The organism is Saccharothrix tamanrassetensis (assembly GCF_014203665.1).
In the GTDB taxonomy this organism is placed as follows: domain Bacteria; phylum Actinomycetota; class Actinomycetes; order Mycobacteriales; family Pseudonocardiaceae; genus Actinosynnema; species Actinosynnema tamanrassetense.
The window spans coordinates 31,587-48,867 of record NZ_JACHJN010000013.1; the positions used below are offsets into that span (position 1 = coordinate 31,587).

Sequence of the window (17,281 nt, forward strand, 5' to 3'; positions counted from 1 at the left end):
TCTCGTTCGCCCAGGTGACGGCGGCACCTGCGATCGCGGGGAGTAACAATTAACACGAATGAGGGTCGACCGGGCGGGTGTTCGCAGTCACCCGGTCCGTATGACACCGTGGGGCGGTGACAGTCACGCCCCGTGCCGGGGCCGTGGTGCTCGCGCTCGGCGCCACCACGGGGACCGGAATCCTGCTCGGATTCGGCCCGGCCGCCGCCCTCGCCGGCCCCTGGTTCCTCCTGGCGTTGGCGCTCGCCGCCACCACCGCGCTCTGCTGCGCGTTCTCCACCGCCGACCAGCACCGCGCGTACCCGGACGCCCCCGGCGGCTACGCCCACATCCGCAACCAGCTCGGACCGTGGCCGGCCCGGATCGGCGCGAGCGCGCACCTGATCGGCCGCGCGGGCGTGGCCGCCGCGCTCGCCGGGGCGTTCGGTGCGTACGTGTTCCCGCGAGATCGCGTCCTGGCGGGCCTGGCGTTGCTGGTGGCCACCGCGGTCTTCGGCCGGTACCTGCGCGGCCGGATCGGGTGGGCGTCGGCGCTGGTGGGGCTCGGCGTGCTGACGATGGTCGTGCTGGTGTGCTTCTCGGTGGCACCGCCGGAGGGCCCGGTCACCACCGGCGGCCCCGGATTCGGCGGCCCCGGATTCGGCGGCCCCGGATTCGGCGGTCCCGGTCTCGGGAGTCCCGGGTTCGACGGGGTCATGGGCGCGGCCGGCCTGCTGTTCGTGGTGTTCACCGGCTTCGAGCGGATCACCGTGCCGTCCCACGAGGACCGGGCGTTTCCCGCCCGGGTGCTGCACTTCGCCGTTCCGGCGCTGATCGGGATCGTGTTCGCGGTGGCGCTCGCGGTCGGTGCCGCGGTGCTGCACCAGCTCGGCGCAGCGCGGCTCGCGCTGTCGCCCGCCCCGCTGCGGGACGCCCTGGTCGCCGCGGACGGCCGGGTGCTGCTGCCGGTCCTCGCCGTCGGCGCGGCCGTGGCCGCGGTGTCGTCGCTGGTGTTCGTGCTCGCCGGCGCACGGCGGACGCTGCTGGGCCTGACCGAGACCGGCGACCTGCCCGCGATGCGCGCGCAGTGGCCGCTCGACGTCATCGGCGTCGCGCTCGCCGCCTCGGCGTTCCTGCTGCTGAGCCCGGCCACCGCGCTGGCAGTCGGGGCGTGCGGCACGGCGTTGTACTACGGCTTCACGAACGCGTCCGCCCGCGTGCTGCTCCAGGAGGACCGGACGTGGCCGATGCGCACGGCGTGCTTCGGGCTCGGGATGTCCGTGCTGCTGGCCATGAGCGCACCCGCCGACGCGTTGCTCGTCACCGCCGTGGGGCTGGCCGTGGGGACCGGGCTGTTCGGTCTGGGCCGGATCCGGCAACCGGTGGGCTGACCCTTCGCCGTTGGTCGGACGTCCGAGCGTCGGGACAGCGATTTTCCGAACTCCCAGTGCGAGCTACTGTGCTGGCATGACGACCGCGTTGCCTTACACCCGGACCCCCAACCCGCAGCCGGCGACCCCGGAACGGGTCGCGGAGGTACTCGCCGAACCGGGCTTCGGGCAGCACTTCACCGACCACATGGTGACGATCCGCTGGAACCGCGAACAAGGCTGGCACGACGCCCGCGTCGAGCCCTACCACTCGCTGGAACTGGACCCGGCGGCAATGGTGCTGCACTACGGCCAGGCGATCTTCGAAGGGCTCAAGGCGTACCGCCGGCCCGACGGCACGATCGCGTCCTTCCGCCCGCAGGCGAACGCCGAGCGCTTCCGCGCGTCGGCGCGCCGCCTCGCCATGCCCGAACTGCCCGACGAGCTGTTCCTGGGGTCCATCCGCGAGCTGCTCGCCGTGGACAGCCGGTGGGTGCCCACGGTGGCCGAGGACTCGCTGTACCTGCGGCCGTTCCTGTACGCCACCGAGAAGGGCCTGGGCGTGCGGCCCGCGACCGAGTACCTGTACGTGCTCATCGCCTCACCCGCCGGCTCCTACTTCGCGGGCGGCCTCAAGCCGGTGACGGTGTGGCTGTCCACCGAGTACGTGCGCGCCGCCCCCGGTGGCACCGGCGCGGCCAAGTTCGCGGGCAACTACGCGGCCTCGCTGGTCGCGCAGGCGCAGGCCGCCGAGCAGGGCTGCGACCAGGTGGTCTGGCTGGACGCCGTGGAGCGCCGGTGGGTGGAGGAGATGGGCGGGATGAACCTGTTCTTCGTCCTCGGCTCCGGGCCGGACGCGCGGGTGGTGACGCCGGAGTTGTCCGGTGCGCTGCTGCCCGGCATCACCCGGAACTCGCTGCTGCGGCTGGCGGCGGACTTCGGCTACGGGGTGGAGGAGCGGCGGTTCTCCACCGAGGAGTGGGAGAAGAAGGCCGAGTCCGGTGAGCTGACCGAGGTGTTCGCGTGCGGCACGGCGGCCGTGATCACGCCCGTCGGGCACGTGAAGCACGCCGACGGGGAGTTCAGCGTCTCCGGTGGCGCCACCGGTGAGGTGACCCTGCGGCTGCGGGAGCGGCTGACCGGGATCCAGCAGGGTCTGGTCGAGGACTCGCACGGGTGGATGACCGAGCTGACCTGATCACGCCAGGGCGCAGACGGCGAGCACGGTGAGGCTCGCCGTCTCGCAGGCCGCGCCCAGCACGTCGCCGGTGACGCCGCCGAAGCGCTTGCGGGTGTGCCTGGTCAGCAGCAGCACCAGGGCACCGGCCAGGACCACGGCGACCGGGCCGTGCCAGGGGGCGACCAGGAACCCCGCCGCGGCCAGGGCGGTCCACCAGGCCAGGGCGACCGGCAGGGACTGCGTGCCCGCCACCAGGGCGCCGAGGCCTTCGGGCCGGGCCGGCGGGGTGCCCCGGAGGCAGCAGAGGACGAAGGCGGCCCGGCCCGTGGTCAGCGCGAGCACCACCGCGGTCCACGGGACTTCCGGGAGGGCGGCGGCTTGCCCGCCGAGCACGACGATCAGCGCCACCACCGCGAACGGGCCCGCCCCGCCGTCCTTCATGACGCGCAGGGCGCGTTCCGGCGGCCCGTAGCAGCCCAGGCCGTCGGCGGTGTCGGCCAGGCCGTCCAAGTGCATGCCGCGGGTGGCCAGGGCCAGCGCTCCGACGGTGAGGAAGCCGGCGAGCAGGGCGGGCGCGCCCAGCCGGGAGAGGCCGTGGAGCGCGCCCGCCGCCGCGAGGCCCAGCAGTGCGCCGACGACCGGCGCGCAGGTGATCGCCCGGCGCGCCGCCGCGGTGCCGACGTCGTCGACTCGCACCGGCAGGACCGTGAGCCACGACAGGGCGAGCCGCATCAGGCCGGTCCGGAGACGCCCGCGCCGTCGAAGGTCGCCATCTCCGCCAGGATCTTCGTCGCCATCGCCACCAGCGGCAGTGCTGCCACCGCCCCGGAGCCCTCGCCCAGCCGGAGGTCGAAGTCCAGCAAGGGTTCCAGGCTCAGGTGGTTCAGCGCGAGGGCGTGCGCGGGTTCCGCGGACTTGTGGCCGGCCACCCACCACTCGCGGGAGCCCGGGGCGAGTTCCTCGGCCACGATCGCCGCCGCGCCGACCACCAGGCCGTCCAGGATCACCGGCGTGCGTCGCACGGCGGCCTGGGCGAGGAAGCCCGCGACGGCGGCCAGGTCCGCGCCCGAGGCGGTGGCCAGCAGTTGCACGGGGTCGCTGATCACCGGGCGGGCACGGCGCAGGGCGTCGCGGATCGCCGCCGTCTTGCGCATCCAGCCCCGGTCGTCGATGCCGGTGCCGCGACCGACCACGGCGACCGGTTCGGAGCCGGTCAGGGCGGCGATCAGCACGGCGGACGGGGTGGTGTTGCCGATGCCCATGTCGCCGGCGATCAGGATGTCCGCGCCGCCGTCGACCTCCTCGTCGGCGAGGGTGCGGCCCAGTTCGACGGCCTGCTCGGCCTCTTCGCGGGTCAGCGCGTCCTCGCGGTCGATCGAGCCGGAACCGCGGCGGATCCGGTGCTCGCCCACGGCGGTATCGGAGTCGACCGAGACGTCCACCACCCGGACGGTCGCGCCGGCGACGGTGGCCAGCACGTTCACCGCCGCGCCGCCGGCCAGGAAGTTCGCCACCATCTGGCCGGTGACCTCGCTCGGGTAGGCCGACACGCCGCGCCCGGCCACGCCGTGGTCACCGGCGAACACCACGACGCGGGGCCGGCTGAACGGCCGGGGCGGGCACTCGCCCTGGCACGCGGCCACCCACACGCCCAACTCCTCCAGCTTGCCCAGCGAACCCGCGGGCTTCGTCAACACCCCGTGGCGGGCGACCGCCTGGCGGCGGACGTCGTCGTTCGGCGGTTGGACGGGCGGGAACTCGATGGTCACCGACTACCTCCGGCTTCGCGCAGTCGCAGTGGGATTCCGGCGACGACCAGCAGCACCTCGTCGCAGACCTCGGCCAGCCGCGCGTTGAGCGAGCCGAGGTGATCCCGGAAGAGCCTGCCAGAGTGCGTGCCGGGCACGACGCCCAGTCCGACCTCCGCGGAGACGACGACCAGCCGGGTGCGGGTCTGGGACACCGCGTCGACCAGGGCGGTGCAGTGCCGTTCGACCTCGCCGGTGCCGTGGCCCTCCCACGCGCCGGCGTCGTCCAGCGCGCCGGCCAGCCAGGTCGCCAGGTCGTCCACCAGGATCGGCGGATCGGTCTCGGCGGTGGCGGTGAGCAGGGCGGGGAGGTCACCGGGGGCCGGGGCCTCCACGGTGTGCCAGGTGGTGGGGCGGCGGGCCACGTGCTGGGCGATGCGCAGTTCCCAGTCGGCGTCGTCGGGGTAGCGGCGGGCGGTGGCGACGTAGGTGACGACGTCGTCGGTGACCAGGCCTTCGGCGTGCGCCGACTTGCCCGAGCGCGCGCCGCCCAGCACGAGTGTCCGACGCGTCACACCGCACCCCATCCGGTTTTCCATTCGACATAGCCTGACCGGGAACGTTACCCGGAGGGCAGCTTGAGGAGGCCGTCGTGGAGTACCGCTGGCGGTACCAGGACGAGCAGGGGCGGGAAGTCGACGGCCCGCAGGAGGTCTTCCCGGATCAGACGGCGGCCGAGGACTGGTTCGGGGTGGAGTGGACGTCGCTGCGGGCGGCCGGGGTGGCGCAGGTGACGCTGCTGCGGAGCGAGTCCGAGGTGTACGGGCCGATGTCGTTGGCGCCGGTGGAGTGACGCCCCGGCCCTGGGTGAGCCAGGGCCGGGGCGTTCGTTCGTCCGTCTGTCGGTGCGTCTGTTCGTGGTCCGACTGTTCGTCGGGTGGGTCTTTCCGTGATGCCTGTGCGCGGGGGCGTCAGGGCGTGACGGTGAGCCGCGGGTCGGACTCGACGGTGTCGCCGAGGATGGCGTCGATCTTCTGGAGGAGTTCGGCCTCCAGCTTCACGCCGGCGGCCTTCACGTTCTCGGTGACCTGCTCGGGGCGGGACGCGCCGACGATGGCCGAGGCGACGTTCGGGTTCTGGAGCACCCAGGCGACGGCCAGCTGCGCGAGGGTCAGGCCGGCTTCCTCGGCCAGCGGCTTGAGCTGCTGGACCTTCTCCAGCACCTCGTCGCGCATGAAGCGGGCGATGAACTTCGAGCCGTTCTCGTCGGTGGCGCGGGAGCCGGCGGGGACCGGCTGACCGGGCAGGTACTTGCCGGTCAGCACGCCCTGCGCGATGGGGGACCAGACGATCTGGCTGATGCCCTCGCGCTCGCAGGTCGGCACCACCTGGGACTCGATGACCCGCCACAGCATCGAGTACTGCGGCTGGTTGGAGATGAACGGGACCTTCAGCTCACGGGCCAGCGCGGCGGCGCGGGCGATCTGCTCGGCGTTCCACTCCGAGACGCCGATGTAGAGCACCTTGCCCTGGCGGACCAGGTCGGCGAAGGTCTGCATGGTCTCTTCCAGCGGCACGGTGCGGTCGTAGCGGTGTGCCTGGTAGAGGTCCACGTAGTCGGTCTGGAGGCGCTTCAGGGAGCCGTTGATCGACTCGGTGATGTGCTTGCGGCCCAGGCCCTTGTCGTTGGGGCCGCCGGGGCCGGTGGGCCAGAAGACCTTGGTGAAGATCTCGAGGGACTCGCGGCGCTCGCCCTTCAGCGCGCGGCCGAGCACCTCTTCGGCCTTGGTGTTGGCGTACACGTCGGCGGTGTCGTAGGTGGTCACGCCGGCGTCCAGCGCTGCGCGCACGCAGGCGGTGGCCTGCTCTTCCTCGACCTGGGAACCGTGGGTCAGCCAGTTGCCGTACGAGATCTCACTGATGTTCAGGCCACTGCGGCCGAGGCGTCGGAACTCCATGCGGTGGAGTCTAGTGAGCGGTCGTTCGGGTTGCTAATGAAGTGGGGGTGAGGATCTCCAAAGGGCGAAAAGCGTCCTCGCCGGACGGGCAGGCCGCCGAGGATGCTGGCAAAGCTCTTCGAGCTTTGGAGCTCGAAGAGCTTGAAGGTGGGTGGGCAGCAGGGAGGGGTGCGCGCGTGGCGCGCTGTGTGGGCCTCAGACCTTGGCGCCGTAGGTGACGCGGGGCTTGGGGACGCGCAGGCGGCGTAGTTGGCTGGCTCGGATGAACGAGTACCAGCCGATGGAGAGGCCTCGCGTGGTGTCCTGGGGGAACTTGGCGCGTACCCGCTTGGTCACCAGGCGGCCCAGGACCACGCCTTCGACGACCATCGCCAGCAGCATGAACGTGGTGACGAGGGTGGCGTACTGCTGGACCTGGGGCATCGGGACCAGCAGGGCCACGAAGACGAGGATCGCCAGGGGCATGAAGAGGCCCATGAGGTTGCGGCGGGAGTCGACCAGGTCCCGGATGTAGGCCTTGACCGGGCCCCGGTCGCGGGGGAGGAGGTACTTGTCCTCGCCGGCCATCATGCGCTGGCGGCGTTCCACGGCGGCGGCTCGGCGTTCCTCCTTGGAGACCTTGTTGCCGCGCATGCGCTTGAGCGCCTCGCGCTGGGTGCGGGGCGGTGGGGGGACCGGGCCCCGGCGCTTGCTCTCCGCCTCGCGGCGCTTCGGGGTCGGCTTGCCCTTGCCTGCTGTGCGCGCGGGATCGACGGGCGTCACCTCCGCCGGGGTGTCTTCGGCGGTCGGAGTGGCTTCGTCGGCGTTGCGGCGCAGGAACCTCACGCCCCCAGAGTAGGAGATGGCCCGTTACGTACCCTTCGCGAGGTGCGAGTTGTTATTGCGCCGGACTGCTTCGGTGGGACGTTGAGCGCTCGGGAGGCCGCTGAGGCGATCGCCTCCGGTTGGCGGCGGGCGGTGCCTTCCGACGAGTTGGTGCTCCGGCCGTTGGCGGATGGCGGGCCTGGGTTCGTCGAAGTGCTGCACGCTGCGTTGGGCGGTGTGCTGCACGAGACGACGGTCACCGGGCCGCGTGGGGAGGCGGTGACCGCGTCGTGGCTGGAGCACGAGGGGACCGCCTACGTCGAGTCGGCCCAGGCGTGCGGGCTGCACCTGGTCCCCCGGGAGGAGCGGGCCGCGACGGTCGAGACGGTGACGACCCGGGGTGTGGGGGAGTTGGTCGCGCAGGCCGTCCGGGCCGGTGTCGGGACGGTCGTGGTGGGGCTCGGTGGCTCGGCGACGACGGACGGCGGCGCCGGGTTGCTGGAAGTGGTCGACGCGGTGGGTGTGCGGCTCGTCGCGGCCTCTGACGTGGAGAACCCGCTGCTCGGGCCGCACGGGGCGGCGTTCGCGTTCGGTCCGCAGAAGGGCGCTTCGCCGGAGGTCGTGGAGCGGCTGGAGGCCCGGTTGGCGGGGATGGCGGTGCTCGAACCGGTGCGGGACCTGGCCGGGGCGGGTGCGGCCGGCGGGCTCGGGGCGGCGTTGATGGCGTTGGGGGCCTCCGTCACGTCCGGGGCCGGGTTGGTCCGGCGGTTGACGTCGTTGGACGAGGCGCTGGACACGGCCGACCTGGCGGTCACCGGTGAGGGCAGCTTCGACTGGCAGTCGTTGCGCGGGAAGCTCGTCACGGAGGTCGCCGGCGGGGCCGCGGAACGGGGGCTGCCGTGCCTGGTGTTGGCCGGTCAGGTGAGCGTCGGTCGGCGGGAGGCCGGGGCGGTCGGGGTGCGGGAGTCGTACTCGGTGGCCGAGCACGCCGGATCCGTGGCGAAGTCCGTGGGCGACCCGGCCGGGACGCTGTCCGACCTGGCCTCGGAGGTGGCGAGGCAGTGGTCACACTCCCGGTCCTGACGACTGTGGGAGCATGGGGTAAGGAACAAAGCGGGTACCGCCCGTGTTTGCTGGGGATAGATGCCCGCAAAGGACCTCTGAGGGAGAGCCATGACGACCGCTCAGGATGCAGCGACCTCGACTCCTGACGCACCGCCCACCCACGGCGTGAAGCTGACCGATGCGGCTGCCGTGAAGGCCAAGGCGCTGCTCGACCAGGAGGGCCGCAACGACATGCACCTGCGCATCGCCGTGCAGCCCGGTGGCTGTGCCGGCTTGCGTTACCAGCTGTTCTTCGACGAGCGCACGCTGGACGGCGACGCCCTGCGCGACTTCGGCGGCCTCAAGGTGGCCGTGGACCGCATGAGCGCCCCGTACGTGGAAGGCGCGGTGATCGACTTCGTGGACACGATCGAGAAGCAGGGCTTCACGATCGACAACCCGAACGCGGGCGGTTCGTGCGCCTGTGGCGACTCGTTCCACTGAGTCGGCAGACGGGTTCACCGAGCGTGACAGGGCCCGAGAGGGCTCGACGAGATTGATGCGAAGGCCCCTGCCTGGTGGCGGGGGCCTTTCGTGTGCCGAGGCCCTCACCTGGTGGGTGAGGGCCTCGATCGGGTCAGACGTAGGCGTCCAGGTCGTCGACCTGGGCCACACAGGCGTCGGTGACCTGCCAGGGGGACGGGGACGCCGCCCTCATTTCGGGCAGTTCCCCGGCCGTCGGGCGCAGTTCCGCGGGCATCGCGGTGCAGTCGTCGATCAACTCGTCCAGCGTGTCCGCCTCGGTGTTCCTCACCGTTGGGACGTTAGGCGGATATTTGCCTTGACAACAGCCCTACCGGACGGTAGCCGTCCGGTAGGGCTGTCGGGTGCGTTACGCGTGGGCGAGGGTCACCGGCGTCGGCTCGGCCGGTGCGGCACCCCGGCGCACCAGACGGCCGATGAGCAGGGCGACCAGCACGCCCAGGACGGTCGGGACCGCACCGACCGCGGCGGTCCACTGGAGGCCCAGGCCGCTGGTGATGACGACGCCGCCGATCATCGGGCCGAGGGCCGCGGCGACGTTGAACGCCGAGATGTTCACCGACGCCACCAGGCCGGCCGCCGAGCCCGCCTGACCCATCAGGAACGTGTGCAGCAGCGGGCCCGAGGCGAACGCGCTCGCGCCCAGCACGAACACCGCCACGATGGCCGTCACCTTGGTCTCCAGCAGGAAGCCCTGCGCGAGCAGCAGCACGGTCAGCGCGGCCAGCGGGATGGGCAGCACCTTGGCGATGGCGCCCGGCGGGACGCGGCCCGCGATGGTGCTGCCGACGATGGTGCCCAGGCCGTAGATCAGCAGCACGCCGGTCACCCAGGCCGGGCTGAAGCCGGTGATGTCCCGCAGGGCCGGCGCCACGTAGGTGAACGCGGTGATCATGCCGGTGAACGACAGGACGGTGGTGGCCAGGCCGAGCAGCACGGTCTTCCGGCCGAACGCGAACAGGCTGGCCCGCACGCCGGCGTCCGGCTCGTGGTCGACCTTCGGGGCACCCAGCAGGACCCCGACGAGGCCGACCAGGGTGAGCGCCGCGACCAGCGCGAACGACGCGCGCCAGCCGTAGTTCTGGCCGATCAGGGTGCCGATCGGGATGCCGAGGATGGTGGACAGCGCCACCCCGTTGACCACCTTGGCGATGGCCGCGGTCTGCTTCTCCGGCGGCACGGCGGCCACCGCGACCTGGGAGGCGACCGCGAAGAACAGGCCCTGGGAGAGCGCCGCGACCATGCGGGCGGCCATCAGGGTGGTGTAGTCGCCGGCCAGCGCGCACGCCGAGGAGGCGAGCAGCGCGAGGACCATCACGGCGATGAGCAGGGACCGGCGCGGCAGGCGCCCGGTGAGGACGGTGAGCACGGGTCCGCCGACGGCGACGGACACGGCGTACGCGGTGACCAGCAGGCCCGCGGTCGGCAGGGCGACGTCGAGGTCGGAGGCGACCTCGGGCAGCACTCCGACGACGATGAACTCGGAGGTTCCCACGGCGAATGCGCACAGCATCAGGACGAAGGCGATCACGTGAGCGACCGTAAAGTGTGACACTGACGTCAGGGTCAAGCTCGGGTGATGGACGGCTCTTTTGTCCCCAGGAGGGAATACATGCTGATCGGCGAGCTGAGTGAGCGGACCGGCGCGACCGTGCGGATGCTGCGCTACTACGAGCAGCACGGCCTGCTCACGCCCCAGCGCACCGAGTCCCGTTACCGCGTCTACGACGAGGCCGACGTGGAACGCGTCCGCAGCGTCCGCTGCCTGATCGCTTCGGGCCTCAACGTCCGGCTGGCGCGGCTGGTGCTCGCGCACGCGTTCGGCGAGGAGGTGGAGCTGCCGGACGACGAGGCGGGCTGCGTGCCGCTGCTGGAGATGCTCCAGGACGAACTGGGCACCGTCGAGCAGCGCATCGAGGCGTTGGAGCGCAGCCGCGCCCACCTGTCCCGGCTGGTCGCGGACGTGGAGGTGATCCTGGACGCCAGGCGCTCGGAGCACCTGGCCGGGAAGTGCGCGGAAGTACCGGCCGGCCGGGGCGCGTCGGGGCGGGCCGGCGGTCACCTGGCGGACAAGACCGCGGCGCGCCTGGCCGGCCGGGCGACCGCGGTGTGAGCGCCGGGCGGGCGACGGAAAAGCCCCCGGCGGTGTGCCGGGGGCTTTCGTCCGTGCGGGTCAGAGCTTGACCGGGTAGTGCGGCTCGGGGACCACCGGGCGGATCCGGCCCTCCACGAAGATGCCGTGCCAGAGCATGAACACCAGCAGCGCCCAGATGCGGCGGCTGTTGTCGGCCACCCCGGAGCGGTGCTCCTCGATGACCCGCAGCACGGCGTTCTTGTCGATGTACTGGTCGGTCTGCGACTGGCGCACGATGTCGATCGCCCACTCGTGCATCTCGTCCTTGAGCCAGTGCCGGATCGGCACCGGGAAGCCCAGCTTGCGCCGGTTCAGCACGTGCGCGGGCACGATGTCGCGGATCGCCCGGCGCAGCGCGTGCTTGGTCGTCTCCCGGGTGAGCTTGAGCTCGGACGGCACCTGGGACGCGATCCGGAACACCTCGGGGTCCAGGAACGGCACCCGCAGCTCCAGCGAGTTCGCCATGGTCACCTTGTCGGCCTTGACCAGGATGTCGCCGCGCAGCCAGGTGAACAGGTCCACGTGCTGCATCCGGGTGACCGGATCCCAGCCCTGCGACTCGCGGTACGGCTGCGCGGTCACGTCCTGGTGCGACACGTTCGGGTCGTAGCTGCGCAGCACCTGCCGCAGCTGGTCGTCCAGGAAGATCCGGGCGTTGCCGTAGTAGCGCTCCTCCAGGGTCAGCGCGCCCCGCCGCAGCAGGTCCTTGCCGCGCACGCCCTGCGGGATCTTCGTGGACACCTTGCCCATCGCCTTGCGCAGCGCGCCCGGCACCTTCTCGAACGGCGCCAGCGACAGCGGCTCGCGGTAGATCGTGTAGCCGCCGAACAGCTCGTCCGCGCCCTCGCCGGACAGCACGACCTTCACGTGCTCGCGCGCCTCGCGGGCGATGAACCACAGCGGCACCAGCGCCGGGTCGGCCACCGGGTCGTCCAGGTACCAGGTGATCAGCGGCAGCGCGTCCATCATCTCCTGCGCCGTCACCGCGCGCACGACGTGCTTGACGCCGATCGCCGCCGCCGACTCGGCCGCCACGTCGATCTCGGAGTACCCGGCCCGCTGGAACCCGGTGGTGAACGTGATCAGGTCCGGGTTGTGCTCCTTGGCCAGCGCCGCGACCACCGTCGAGTCGATGCCGCCGGACAGGAACGAGCCGACCGTCACGTCCGCCCGCATGTGCTTGGCCACCGAGTCCCGCAGCGCCTCGGTGATCTCGTCGTACAGCCGGTTCTCGTCCGCCTCGCCGTGCACGACGCGCGGCCGGAACGTGGCCGGGAAGTACCGCTCGAACACCGGCTTGCCGCCCGGCTGCACGGTGAACGACGTGCCCGACTCCACCCGGTGGATCTGGCCGTGCATCGACTCCGGCTCGGGCACGTACTGGAGGATCAGGTAGTGCTGGAGCGCCTTGCGGTCCACCTCGGGGCGGATGCCCAGGGTCGGCGCGAGCTCCAGCACCGACTTCTTCTCGCTGGAGAACGCCACCCCGCCGGGGCCGTCCGCGTAGTACAGCGGCTTGATGCCGAACGGGTCTCGCGCGCCGAACACGACCCGGCGCTCGGAGTCCCAGATCAGGAACGCGAACATGCCGCGCAGCTTCGCCACCGCCGCCGGGCCCCAGTAGTGGTAGGCCGCGACGATGGTCTCGGTGTCGCCGTCGGTGGCGAACACCGCGCCGAACTGCTTGGTCAGCTCCGCCCGCAGCTCCAGGTAGTTGTAGATCTCACCGTTGAAGTTGACGGTGTACCGGCCGGGCAGCTCCGGCGGGCCCCAGTGCAGGGGCTGGTGCGAGTGCTCGATGTCGATGATGGCCAGCCGGTTGAAGCCGAACACCACCTCGCCGCCCTGCCAGGTGCCCGTCTCGTCGGGGCCGCGGTGCCGCTGGCAGCGCATAGCGGCGGCCACCGCCGAGCGCGCCTGCTCGGCTTCGTTCTCGCCAGGGCAAACCAGTCCAACCAGGCCGCACACGCCGTCGCACCTTTCGTGGGGTGTGGAGGAAGTACCCAGTATGCCGGGAGCCCTTCGTGTGACCGAAACTGCACCGCACGGGGGCCGCCCCCGAGGGGTGCTCACGCACCGGCTGAGCTACGCTCCCGCATGATCCGGCAGGGGCTGAGGTTCGCTCCTGCCTGCGTCTGATCGCCGCTTCCCGGCGGCGGTGAGCTTTCAACGAGGAGGCGGCGAGCAGTGGGCCTGAAGGAGGGCACCAGGGCAGCGCGGCTGGCGAAGGTCGTCGGGCTGGTCGGCCTGGTCGGCGTCGGGGCCACCGGTTGCTCCACGGATGAGGTGCTGCGCTTCGGCTGGCCGGTGGCCGTGACGCCGCAGGCCGAGCGGATGCGCGAGCTGTGGACCTGGTCGGTCGTCGCCGCGCTCGCGGTCGGTGTGATCGTCTGGGGGCTGATCCTCTGGTCGATCGCCTTCCACCGCAAGAAGAGCGAGGAACTGCCCCGCCAGGTGGCCTACAACCTGCCGCTGGAGCTCGTCCTCATCGTCGTGCCGACCATCATCGTCGCGGTGCTGTTCTACTTCACCGCGGTCACCCAGAACTACGTCACGAAGAAGACCGGGGATCCGGACGTGACGGTCGACGTGGTCGCGTTCCAGTGGAACTGGGAGTTCAAGTACCCCCAGTACAAGACGGACCGGGCGGACCAGCCGGTGAGCACCATCGGCTCGTCCGGCGAGATCCCGCTGCTGGTGCTGCCCCAGGGCCGGTCGGTCCGGTTCAACCTGTCGTCCACCGACGTCATCCACTCGTTCTACGTGCCGGAGTTCCACTTCAAGCGGGACGTCTTCCCGGCGCCGAAGAAGAACAACCAGGACGACTCGTTCGAGATCAGCCAGATCGACCGCACCGGGTCGTTCGTGGGCCGCTGCGCCGAGCTGTGCGGCGTCTACCACGCGGTGATGAACTTCGAGGTCCGCGCGCTGGAACCGGCCCAGTTCGACGAGTACATGTCGCTGCGCGAGAAGGACAACCCGAAGACGGGTCAGCCGTACACCGCCGCCGAGGCGCTGGCCGAGATGGACTGCGGCGAGCTGTGCACGCCGCACGCGGTCACGACCAAGCCCTTTGAAACCGACCGGACCGTCCGCGAGGCGTCCGGCGGCGGCAAGTAGGAGAACGCTGCGATGAAGGTCGAAGCCCGCATTTTTGACTTGGTGATGGCGTTCTCGTTCCTGGTGGCCGTGGTCTACGGCTACTGGACGTGGGCCGACACGGGCGCCGTCGAGCCGACCGGCACGGTCGCCCTGGCGCTGACCGGCGGCCTGGCGCTGATCGTCGGCACGTACTTCCGGTTCGTCGCCCGGCGCATCGAGGTGCGCCCGGAGGACAACGCGGACGCCGAGGTCTCCGACGGCGCGGGCGAGCTGGGCTTCTTCAGCCCCGGCTCGTACTGGCCGATCGGCCTGGCCGCGGCCGCCGCGACGGCCGGCGTGGCGATGGCGTTCTGGCACGTGTGGCTGCTGGTGATCGCGGTGGTGCTGGTGCTGATCGCGGTGGGCGGCCTGGTGTTCGAGTACCACACCGGTCCGAACCACGACTGACCTGCCCGACGCCGATGGCCGCCGTTCCCTCGCGGGAGCGGCGGCCATCGGCGTGTCCGGGGGTTCCCGGGCGGCCCCGCCGGGTCAGGCGGCCTTGTCTGAGCCCTGGTAGCGGTCGACGTACTCCTGGTCGGACAGGTCGAGGATCCGGTAGACGACCTCGTCGGTGACGGAGCGGAGCACCGGCAGCGAGTCGTGCATCCCGGCGTACCGGGAGAAGTCCAGCGGCTCGCCGAACCGGATGGTCACCGGGCGGATCCGGGGCAGCCTCGCGTCCACCGGCTGGACCTGGTCGGTGCCGATCAGGCCGACCGGGACCACCGGCGCGCCGGATTCCAGGGCCATCCGGGCCACCCCCGTGCGGCCGCGGTGCAGCCGGCCGTCGAGCGAGCGGGTGCCCTCCGGGTAGATCGCGAACGCGCCGCCCGCGGCCAGGATGTCGGCGGCGGTGTCCAGGGAGGCCCTGGCCGCCCTCCCGATACCCCGGCGTACCGGAACGTGGCCGAGCGAGCCGAAGAAGTACCGGGAGAGGGCTCCCCGGAGGCCGGTGCCCTCGAAGTACTCGGCCTTGGCCAGGAACGAGACCCGGCGCGGCACCACCATCGGGATGACGATGCTGTCGATGAACGACAGGTGGTTCGCGGCGAGGATCACGGGGCCTTCCGCCGGCACGTTCTCCAGCCCCTCGACCCGGGGCCGCCACACCAGCCGCGCCGTCGGCGCCACCACCCGCTTCATCACCGTGTAGAGCATGGGAACAGCATCCCCCGAGACCGTTACCGGGCAGTAAAAAGGTGGCTGATACCTCACTCGCCCGTGTCGCCGCCACCACCGGCCCTGCTCCGAGGTCGACGCCGCTGCGCGCCGCCGGCCGCGCGACGAACGGCTGACGACCGCGGCCCGGTCCCGCGGGACACGGCGAGCTGCGGGCTCCGACCACCCGGTCGGGTACCGCAGCGGGTCGCGGTGCCCCGGAAGTGCTCAGCCTTCGGCCAGTCGGCCCTTCAGCTCCGTCGACCGCGCCGCCCACCGGCGCAGCAGGTCCGCCGCCGCGCCCGAGTCGACCGCCTCGCCGGCCTTGCCCAGCGCACCCGCGAGGTCGGCGTGCAGGTCACCGCTCAACCCGCTGTGCGCGGCGATCGCGCCGGCCGCGTTGAGCAGCACCGCGTCCCGCACCGCACCCGGCTTGCCGGCCACCAGCTCGCGCACCACCTCGGCGTTGACCGCCGCGTCCCCACCGCGCAGGTCGTCCGGCATCGCGGGCTGGATGCCCAGCACGCCCGGATCGATCCGGTCGGTCCGCACCGCGCCACCGTCGACCACCCACACGGACGTGGTGGTCGTGGTGGTGATCTCGTCCAGACCGTCGTCGCCGCGCACGACCAGGGCCGTGTTGCCCCGTCGCGCGAACACCCCGGCGATCAATGGCGCCGCTGCGGCGCGGGCGCACCCGATGAGCCCCACCTTGGGCTGCGCCGGGTTGGTCAACGGCCCCAGCAGGTTGAACGACGTCGGGATGCCGATCTCCCGCCGCGGCCCCGCCGTGTACCTGAACGCCGGGTGGAAGACCGGGGCGAAGCAGAAGCCGATGCCCAGTTCCCGCACGGTCGCCTGGACGCCCGGCGGTGGCAGGTCGATCGCCACCCCCAGCGCCTCCAGCACGTCGGCGGTGCCGCACTTCGACGACGCCGCGCGGTTGCCGTGCTTCACCACGGGCACGCCCGCCGCCGCCGCGACCAGGGTCGCCATCGTGGAGATGTTCACCGAACCCGAGCTGTCGCCGCCGGTGCCGACGATGTCCGCCGCCCGCACGTCCACGGTGAACCGGTGGGCGTACTTCAGCATCACCGTCGCGAGGCCGTCGACCTCCTCGGGGGTCTCGCCCTTCGCCCGCAGCGCCACCGCGAAGGCGCCCACCTGGGCGGGGGTGGCCGCGCCGGACATGATCTGGTCCATCGCCCAGCCCGTGTCGTCCTCGGTGAGGTCCACCCGGTCGATGAGCTGGTTGAGCAGTAACGGCCACGTGCGCTCGGCGGTCATGGCGGCTCAGCCCCGCACGGCGGGCACGGTCGTCGAGCGCAGCACCTCGGCCACGGTCTCGGCGGCGGCCAGCGGGTCGAGCGGGTGCACCAGCACCGCGTCCGCCTGCGACCACGTCGCCAGCCACCGGTCGTCCTTGCGGCGCACCGCCACCACGATCGGGGGGCAGTCGGTGATCTCGTTCTTCAGCTGCCGGGACAGGCCCATGCCGCCGGTGGGCTGCGCCTCGCCGTCCAGGATGGCCAGGTCGACGTTGCCGCCGTCCACCTCGTACAGCACGTCGGCGATGGTGGCCGCCTCGACGTACTCCACCCGGCCCAGGTCGGGCGCCGGACGCCGCCCCACGGCAGTGATGATCGTCTCACGCACCTCGGGGCGGTGGCTGAACACCAGGATCCTGGTCGTCTGCGTGCTCATCTGCGTGATCCTCCGGCGGGTCGGGTGCCAGGTGACCGTGATGTTATCCGGCCCACCTATGCGGACCCTTGCGGGACCTGGAGAGCGTCCCAACCGATCCAGTCGCCGCCCAGCCGCTGCGCCAGGCTCGCCATCCGGGACCGCTCCCGGGCGCACGACAGCGCGCTCAGGAGTTGCACCCGCAACGCGTAAGTAACGTCACCTTCACGCACCTGCCAGCCGTCCGGCGCGAGCAGCTCCCGAGCGCGTTCGACCTGGTCAGGGGGCAGTGCGAGGTGGTGGCGGAGCACCGCCGGGGCCGCCGCGCGCCACCGGGGCGAGCGGGCCAGGGCCGCCGAGTCGGCCTCCGCGACGTCGAACGCCGACACCACGACGACCAGCCCGGGTGAATCGATCCCCACTGCGGGTTCGCCCCGTCGGGCACGTCGATCCCGCAACCGGCGCAACAAGCCCATGAACACCTCACCGCCCGTGTGACCAGGATGACCGGCCGAACAGCCCCGGACCCGATGGGC

20 protein-coding genes are annotated in these 17,281 nt (G+C 71.9%); 8 read left to right on the top strand and 12 right to left on the bottom strand.

Annotated features, from left to right (window positions below; translation table 11 throughout):
* Positions 1-116: 116 nt before the first annotated feature.
* Entirely contained in the window at positions 117-1,370 is a 1,254-nt protein-coding gene (locus FHS29_RS31840; RefSeq protein WP_184697252.1) for an APC family permease, read from the top strand.
* A gap of 76 nt (positions 1,371-1,446) precedes the next feature.
* Positions 1,447-2,547, top strand: a complete 1,101-nt coding sequence (locus tag FHS29_RS31845; RefSeq protein ID WP_184697255.1) for a branched-chain amino acid aminotransferase — start codon at positions 1,447-1,449, stop codon at positions 2,545-2,547.
* Here the strand turns inward: FHS29_RS31845 and cobS are convergent, their stop codons facing one another.
* Genes cobS through cobU form a run of 3 tightly spaced genes read right to left on the bottom strand, consistent with a single transcriptional unit; the run spans position 2,548 to position 4,852 of the window.
* On the bottom strand, positions 2,548-3,261 hold the full coding sequence (gene cobS / locus FHS29_RS31850; protein WP_184697258.1) for an adenosylcobinamide-GDP ribazoletransferase: 714 nt from the start codon (positions 3,259-3,261) through the stop codon (positions 2,548-2,550). It abuts the gene before it with no gap.
* Entirely contained in the window at positions 3,261-4,298 is a 1,038-nt protein-coding gene (gene cobT / locus FHS29_RS31855) for a nicotinate-nucleotide--dimethylbenzimidazole phosphoribosyltransferase (RefSeq protein WP_184697262.1), read from the bottom strand. Before cobT ends, cobS begins: the two co-directional genes overlap by 1 nt.
* A complete protein-coding gene (cobU, locus tag FHS29_RS31860) occupies positions 4,295-4,852 on the bottom strand; it encodes a bifunctional adenosylcobinamide kinase/adenosylcobinamide-phosphate guanylyltransferase (RefSeq protein ID WP_184697265.1) in 558 nt (185 codons plus the stop codon). Before cobU ends, cobT begins: the two co-directional genes overlap by 4 nt.
* Before the next feature lie 77 nt (positions 4,853-4,929).
* On the opposite strand from cobU, the gene FHS29_RS31865 reads away from it, so the two are divergent.
* Positions 4,930-5,130: a hypothetical protein gene (locus FHS29_RS31865; RefSeq protein ID WP_184697268.1), complete on the top strand. Its 201-nt coding sequence runs from the start codon at positions 4,930-4,932 to the stop codon at positions 5,128-5,130.
* 118 nt (positions 5,131-5,248) lie between these two features.
* Here the strand turns inward: FHS29_RS31865 and FHS29_RS31870 are convergent, their stop codons facing one another.
* Positions 5,249-6,235 carry an aldo/keto reductase family protein gene (locus FHS29_RS31870; RefSeq protein ID WP_184697271.1) on the bottom strand — a complete coding sequence of 329 codons (987 nt, stop codon included), beginning with the start codon at positions 6,233-6,235 and terminating at the stop codon, positions 5,249-5,251.
* Positions 6,236-6,430: 195 nt separating this feature from the next.
* Positions 6,431-7,060: a DUF3043 domain-containing protein gene (locus tag FHS29_RS31875; RefSeq protein WP_184697274.1), complete on the bottom strand. Its 630-nt coding sequence runs from the start codon at positions 7,058-7,060 to the stop codon at positions 6,431-6,433.
* A gap of 42 nt (positions 7,061-7,102) precedes the next feature.
* Here FHS29_RS31875 and FHS29_RS31880 point away from each other — a divergent pair, with 42 nt between their 5' ends.
* Together FHS29_RS31880 and FHS29_RS31885 are read left to right on the top strand one after the other, a co-directional pair.
* Positions 7,103-8,122, top strand: coding sequence for a glycerate kinase family protein (locus FHS29_RS31880; RefSeq protein WP_184697277.1), 1,020 nt, complete (start codon positions 7,103-7,105; stop codon positions 8,120-8,122).
* A gap of 90 nt (positions 8,123-8,212) precedes the next feature.
* On the top strand, positions 8,213-8,587 hold the full coding sequence (locus tag FHS29_RS31885) for a HesB/IscA family protein (RefSeq protein WP_184697280.1): 375 nt from the start codon (positions 8,213-8,215) through the stop codon (positions 8,585-8,587).
* 133 nt (positions 8,588-8,720) lie between these two features.
* Here the strand turns inward: FHS29_RS31885 and FHS29_RS31890 are convergent, their stop codons facing one another.
* Together FHS29_RS31890 and FHS29_RS31895 are read right to left on the bottom strand one after the other, a co-directional pair.
* Positions 8,721-8,897 (bottom strand): hypothetical protein, encoded by a 177-nt coding sequence (locus FHS29_RS31890; protein WP_184697283.1) that lies wholly within the window; start codon positions 8,895-8,897, stop codon positions 8,721-8,723.
* Positions 8,898-8,975: 78 nt separating this feature from the next.
* Positions 8,976-10,157: an MFS transporter gene (locus tag FHS29_RS31895; protein ID WP_312865192.1), complete on the bottom strand. Its 1,182-nt coding sequence runs from the start codon at positions 10,155-10,157 to the stop codon at positions 8,976-8,978.
* A gap of 81 nt (positions 10,158-10,238) precedes the next feature.
* Here FHS29_RS31895 and FHS29_RS31900 point away from each other — a divergent pair, with 81 nt between their 5' ends.
* Entirely contained in the window at positions 10,239-10,739 is a 501-nt protein-coding gene (locus tag FHS29_RS31900) for a MerR family transcriptional regulator (RefSeq protein WP_184697286.1), read from the top strand.
* 60 nt (positions 10,740-10,799) lie between these two features.
* Here FHS29_RS31900 and asnB read toward each other — a convergent pair whose 3' ends face one another.
* Positions 10,800-12,728 carry an asparagine synthase (glutamine-hydrolyzing) gene (asnB, locus tag FHS29_RS31905; RefSeq protein ID WP_184697289.1) on the bottom strand — a complete coding sequence of 643 codons (1,929 nt, stop codon included), beginning with the start codon at positions 12,726-12,728 and terminating at the stop codon, positions 10,800-10,802.
* Positions 12,729-12,947: 219 nt separating this feature from the next.
* On the opposite strand from asnB, the gene ctaC reads away from it, so the two are divergent.
* Positions 12,948-13,880: an aa3-type cytochrome oxidase subunit II gene (gene ctaC / locus FHS29_RS31910; protein WP_184697292.1), complete on the top strand. Its 933-nt coding sequence runs from the start codon at positions 12,948-12,950 to the stop codon at positions 13,878-13,880.
* Between the two features lie 12 nt (positions 13,881-13,892).
* Positions 13,893-14,309, top strand: a complete 417-nt coding sequence (locus FHS29_RS31915) for a cytochrome c oxidase subunit 4 (protein ID WP_184697295.1) — start codon at positions 13,893-13,895, stop codon at positions 14,307-14,309.
* A gap of 84 nt (positions 14,310-14,393) precedes the next feature.
* Here FHS29_RS31915 and FHS29_RS31920 read toward each other — a convergent pair whose 3' ends face one another.
* The 4 genes from FHS29_RS31920 to FHS29_RS31935 all read right to left on the bottom strand — a co-directional run bounded on the left by FHS29_RS31920 (position 14,394) and on the right by FHS29_RS31935 (position 17,221).
* Positions 14,394-15,062: a lysophospholipid acyltransferase family protein gene (locus tag FHS29_RS31920; RefSeq protein ID WP_184697298.1), complete on the bottom strand. Its 669-nt coding sequence runs from the start codon at positions 15,060-15,062 to the stop codon at positions 14,394-14,396.
* Between the two features lie 228 nt (positions 15,063-15,290).
* The gene (gene trpD / locus FHS29_RS31925) at positions 15,291-16,349 is read right to left on the bottom strand and encodes an anthranilate phosphoribosyltransferase (protein ID WP_184697302.1); all 1,059 of its coding nucleotides are present in this window, start codon (positions 16,347-16,349) and stop codon (positions 15,291-15,293) included.
* 6 nt (positions 16,350-16,355) lie between these two features.
* Positions 16,356-16,766 carry a hypothetical protein gene (locus FHS29_RS31930; RefSeq protein ID WP_184697305.1) on the bottom strand — a complete coding sequence of 137 codons (411 nt, stop codon included), beginning with the start codon at positions 16,764-16,766 and terminating at the stop codon, positions 16,356-16,358.
* Between the two features lie 56 nt (positions 16,767-16,822).
* Positions 16,823-17,221: a hypothetical protein gene (locus FHS29_RS31935; protein WP_184697308.1), complete on the bottom strand. Its 399-nt coding sequence runs from the start codon at positions 17,219-17,221 to the stop codon at positions 16,823-16,825.
* Between the last annotated feature and the right edge of the window lie 60 nt (positions 17,222-17,281).